Consider the following 5,226-nt stretch of genomic DNA (forward strand, 5'->3'; position numbering starts at 1 on the left):
GTGCATCTGGAGGTCCACCGACGAGACCGGCTCGGCGGAACCCTGCATGAGTACCAACATGCCGCCTGAGCAGGTCGGATGATTAATCGGCACCCGCAGGGTCGTGCAGCCTTGCCCTCGTCCTGCGAGGCCGCCGCCGCGAGCCGGGCCTGGACGAGCAAATCGTGGACGCCGCGCGTGTCTCCAGGACCGGCCGCGATTGACCCGTCGGAGTGAAGTTGACCGGCACTCTCGAGTACGCCAGAACCCCTTGGATGAAGGGGAGATGAGAGAAATTCACCCGCTATGCCGACTTGTGGTCCCCTTCGGACAAACTCTTCTCAGAGGATCCTCATGCTGGGCGCCCAGATGCAGTACCGACGGGGCGGCGCGCCGCTGTTCCTGGCAAGCCCGCTCTGAACGAGGTCCCGGGACATCGTGATTCCGCGCCGGAACGCCCGGCACGGAAGGGACGAACGAACAATGAATCGCACCATCAAACGCGCTGTCGTCACCGCGGTCGCCGCGATCTCGGTGCTCGCGGGATCGGCGACCGTCGCGAGCGCCGCCTCCCCGCACGGCGGCCCGAAGCATCACTGCAAGCACGAGAAGTTCAACCAGCACGGGAAGTTCAACCAGCACGGGAAGTTCAACCAGCACGGGAAGTTCAACCAGCACGGGAAGTTCAACCAGCACGGGAAGTCCACCAAGATCCGCCACGGCGGCCGGCAACACCACACGATCCACCTGAAGGGTCACCGACTGCCCGTCAAGTTCTTCGTGGTGAAGGGGCACGCGCACAGGTCGCATTGATTCCGGCCCTCTTCACGGTGCCCCCGTGCGAGTTACGCACGGGGGCGCCGCGGTGTCCCGACATGGCATGCGGCGACAGCTTTGAACGGCGTCCTTCATGCGCTCTCCGGGTCACTCGGTCGCCACGAAGAACCCGCCGCCGATCCCGACGTGCCGACACGGCCCTGACCGGCACGTCGGGCACGCGCTTCTGAGTTTTCCAGGGCCCGCACTTGTCTTGCGCAGTGCACAGATCGGCTTTATGAAGGCCGCAGTTCCGAGATGCGGCAGGCTCCCCATCCAGCGGCCGGTACCACCTCGGGCCACGACCCGCCGAAGCGGACCCGACCGGCAGTCCAGTTGCCCAGATGCTGCCAGGGATGCAGACGCCCGAGCAGATAGCCGACCGCGAGCGCGACGGCCGCGATGACGACGCCCCTCACGCCCAACGCATGCCGATGGTGGAGAGCTGCTCCGCCCGCTCCGGGGTGAGTGTCGAGGCTCGGGAACGTTGGTTGCTGATCCACGCTCCGAGCCTGATGTCGCGCTGTTCCTGGCCTTCGCCGTTGTGTCGGTCGACGGTGATGGTTTCGGTGTGTTTGCGGGGGACGTGGAGGTGTCCTTCGCGTTGGTAGTACTGGGTGGCGGCGGTGAGGTGGAGTGCCCACTTGTCGGCTTGGCTGGTGCGTGGTTTGGGTTTTTCGTCCTTGCTGGCGGGTGTGATTCCGAGGATGTGTTCCAGCATCCATTGCTGCACGCCACTTAGCTTGTCCCACTGGAGGCGCTGCGCCGTCACCCAGTGTCCGAGGTCTTCGCCTTGGTGTACGACGTCGCCCGCCACGGTGGGCAAGGTGCCGCCTGCGTCGAGGTGCAGCCGGGTGAGGTGGAAGGCGCGTTGCCATGCCACTGGCCATGCCGGGCACCAGGACGCGTCGATGTCCTCCAGCTGCTCGCGCCGATCCGACGACAGCGCCCCGGCCGTCGACTTCACCGGCAGACCCTCGGCACGCCGCTGCTCGATCTCGGCGCCCCGCCGGGCGGCGGCCCGCTGGTTCTTCAGCCAGATGCCGACCTTCGCGCCTTGGTGGGTGGCGTCGAGTGGGGCCAGGAGGTGGCCGTTTTCGGCGGCCCATGCGCGGGCGGCGGTGAGGCCTTCTTCCCAGGCGACGTCGTAGTGCGACCAGATCATGCCGAGTTTCTCGAGCTGCGCGGCGCGGTCTTGGTCCATGTCGCCTCGGGCGTGGAAGCGGCGTGCGTCGGCGGTCCATTGCCCGAGCGGGAAGTCGGCGAGGGAGGCCGGCCACACGAGCTCCCCTTCCCCTGCCGCGCCGCCTGGAGCTTCGTTCTCAGCGTCTGCTTTGCTTTTGGTGGGGACGCGGTAGGTGAATGGCACGCGCAGGTCGCTGTGGAGCCGGTGGTAGATGGTGGCGGCTTCGATTCCGCGGCGCCAGTGTTGGTGTTCGGGGTTGAGGACGCGGAGGTTGATGAACGCGGCCAGCGCTGCGGGGTCGCGCGGCGTGGAAAACCTCAGCAGGGCCTTGGCCGGACCGCTGACGCCCTCCCACGCTGCTCCCTGCTGCTGGCCTTCGGCTTCACCGCCCAGCTCGCGGCCTTTGGGAGCACGGCTGGGGGTCTGCTGTTCCGCGAGGGCCTCCACGATCCGGGTGTCGTGTGCGCGGAGTGCTTCCAGCAGCTTGGCCAGTCCGCCGTACGCCCGGGACGTGAGCATGTTGTCCGCCGTCTCTCCAGGCCCCAGCAGTACGGGCACCACGAGGGACGCCGTCTTGCCCTGGCCAGGCTGTAGCCGCAGTGCCCGGCCGACGGCTTGGACGAGGTCGGGCATGGAGCCGCGTACGTCTGCGAAGTACACGGAATCGCATCGGGCTGTGTCGACGCCTTCACCGAGGACTTTCACGGACCCCAGGTAGCCCTTCTCCACCAGGGTGCCGTCACCCGCGATCCCGGCGGTGAATTCATCGAGGACCCGCCGTCGGTGGAGCGGCTTGTGCTCCCCGCACAGCCAGTTGGCCCACACCGTCTGCGGGTACAGCTCCGGATCCGCCACGTGCAACTGCGCGGCGACGTCCGGCAGGCCGGCCGCGAAAGCCTCGGCTTCTTTCACCATGTGGTGGAACACCAGCGTCCTGCGGAAGTTCTCCTCGGCCGACGCCTTGACCAGGGCGGTCTGCAGGGCGGCGAGCCGGGCTCCGCGCACGGCCTCGGACCGGGCCTCGGCACCGAGCAGCTGTGCGGCCTGGAGCTGTGTGTCGGTGACGTCCACGCATACGACCTGGTAGGGGGAACAGATGCCCCGGTCGATCGCTGCCGAGAGTGTCAGCGTGTAGCAGCGGCTGCCGAACGGGCCGTTTGGATCGTCGTCCATCGAGGCCACCAGCTCACCTGGCGCGCCTTGTTCCTGGTCCTCGTCCCCGAGCTGCCACAGCCGAGGCGTGGCCGTCATGTACAGCCGGCGCAGGGCCGGGATTTTCTGGTTGTCGTGGACGACCGCCCACGGCTTCCCGATTCGCCCGGAGGTGCGGTGCGCCTCGTCGACGACGATGAGGTCCCAGCCGGGGAGGCCGGCGGCGTGTGCGCGCTCCAGCGTGCCCAGGCCCAGGGAGGCGTACGTGGCGAACACGGTGACCTTGTCGAAGGGCCGGGTCCACTCCACCAGCTCGTCCACGTCCGTGGTGTTAGGGAAGGCCACCTCCTCACCCCGCAGAGATGACACCCCGATCATGGGGCCGCTACGACCGCCTTCACGCCACGCGGCCTCGGTCTGCGCCAGCAGGTCCAGCGAGGGCACGAGCACCAGCACACGACCCGCGCGGAGCTCCTGCGCGCTGCGCACCGCCACGAGAGTTTTCCCGGATCCGGTCGCCATGATTACCTGGGTCCGGAGCCCTCGCTCGGGCACAAGTGATCTTGCAGGAAATTCGAGATCACGGATAACCGCGTCGACGGCCTCTCTTTGATGCGGCCGAAGTGTTTTCTTTTCCATCGAGGCATCCCTTCTCCGGAATCTCGCTGTCCGTCTCTACCGCCCGTGCTCTTCCCTCAGCGCGGCTCGCCGCGCTTCGACGGCTGCGGCGAGATGGGCGTGCAGTTGGTCAAGGAAGCTCCAGAGGTCTTCTGCAGCGGTGCTGTAGCCGGTCTCGTCGAGGTCGTAGCAGTTGCCGGTGAGGGCGCCGGCGGTCAGGTGGTAGACGTATCCGGTGGTGTGGCTGAGGGCGTACAGGCCTCCTCCGCCGTCTGTGGCGAACACCGACACTGTGTCATCAACGGCGCCGGTAAGCCGGTTGGGGTAGTTGCCCGCCTCGATCTGGGCAGTGAGAGATGAGGCGTCATCGATCCAGATTCCGGTGCCGAGGTCAGGCAGCTCCACGGAGCCGAGGTGGGAGTAGTACTCCAGGAGCGGGCCGGCCACGCCCTGGCGGGCCAAGGCCGCGGCAGACACCACGCCTCCTGCGGCCGGGACGGTGCACACCGTGTGCGCCCCGGACGGATACCCATGGACCGCTTCGAAGCCGGCCGTGAACTCTTCAGCAAGACGAGCCATTTCCATGCCCCAGTCACGCAGATCCATGAAACTGCTCACGTCTCTCACAGCTCTCCATCAGTGGCCCCCTATAATTCCAGACTCTATCAGCAAGTTATTTTGAAGCATCCACACAGGCGCTGCTCACGAATACACCGACAACTCAACAACCCGAACACTCGGCGTCCTTTCCTGGGTTTGGAAGGGCACGGGGGTCTGGGGCGAAGTGGAGGGCCCCGGTCCCGTTTGGTGTGGGTCACCCCTTAGGGTGCTGCCAGACCAGGGTTTCTCATGACGCCTGGCGGTTCATCACAGGGGGATGCGTGAGTAGGCAGACAGAACAACGGCGTCCTTGGATAGAGCGGACACTCTTTGGCACCCCGTTGCGGGTGGCGGTCTACCTGACAGTTCTGACACTTGCCAGTCTGGTGAAACTCGTGTGGGCAGTACAGGACGACCACAGCTTCAAGGTTGTGGTGACCAGCTTCGTAATCTTGCTCAGCACAGCGGGAGCTGTGCTGTTCTGGCGTATCCACCGCAGAGGCCACCGGGCCTCCTAGCCAGCCAGGCCCGCGCAGCGGGTCTAGGTCCTGAAGGCGAAGCCGGAAGGACTCAGGGTGGGGGAGCGCAGCGGACACACCCTCAGGGGGAGCGCGCGAGGGGATCCTCCACACTTCGTCATATCAGCCCCATTAACCGGTAACTGACAACCTGTCCGCCCGACCCCACTGGCCCGCATCGCGGGCCGGCCCCCTGCCCTGGAGCGCAGCGGAGGGGCACGCCCGGCTAAAACCGGGCCGGGGTGAGCGAAGCGAACCACAGACTCCGTGAAACGGAGTCAACTCTGGTGCGAAGCACCAGAGTCCGGGCCCGGCGGAGCGGGGGGCGGGCCACCCCCCCGCGAAGCGCGGGGGGTC

General features: G+C 66.7%; 3 protein-coding genes. 1 reads left to right on the forward strand and 2 read right to left on the reverse strand.

Features of this window, described 5'->3' with window-relative positions:
• Positions 1-462 precede the first annotated feature (462 nt).
• Entirely contained in the window at positions 463-792 is a 330-nt protein-coding gene (locus tag ACWCP8_RS41000) for a hypothetical protein (protein WP_451121640.1), read from the forward strand.
• Between the two features lie 418 nt (positions 793-1,210).
• Here ACWCP8_RS41000 and ACWCP8_RS41005 read toward each other — a convergent pair whose 3' ends face one another.
• Positions 1,211-3,772 (reverse strand): Helicase associated domain protein, encoded by a 2,562-nt coding sequence (locus ACWCP8_RS41005; protein ID WP_451121642.1) that lies wholly within the window; start codon positions 3,770-3,772, stop codon positions 1,211-1,213.
• A 36-nt stretch (positions 3,773-3,808) separates the two neighbouring features.
• Positions 3,809-4,369 (reverse strand): hypothetical protein, encoded by a 561-nt coding sequence (locus ACWCP8_RS41010; protein ID WP_451121644.1) that lies wholly within the window; start codon positions 4,367-4,369, stop codon positions 3,809-3,811.
• Positions 4,370-5,226: the final 857 nt, after the last annotated feature.

Source organism: Streptomyces sp. NPDC002206 (genome assembly GCF_053593595.1).

Coding starts and splice junctions, on each gene's coding strand:
- ACWCP8_RS41005 (WP_451121642.1), bottom strand. CDS start 3,772: ATGGAAAAGAAAACACTTCGGCCGCATCAAAGAGAGGCCGTCGACGCG.
- ACWCP8_RS41000 (WP_451121640.1), top strand. CDS start 463: ATGAATCGCACCATCAAACGCGCTGTCGTCACCGCGGTCGCCGCGATC.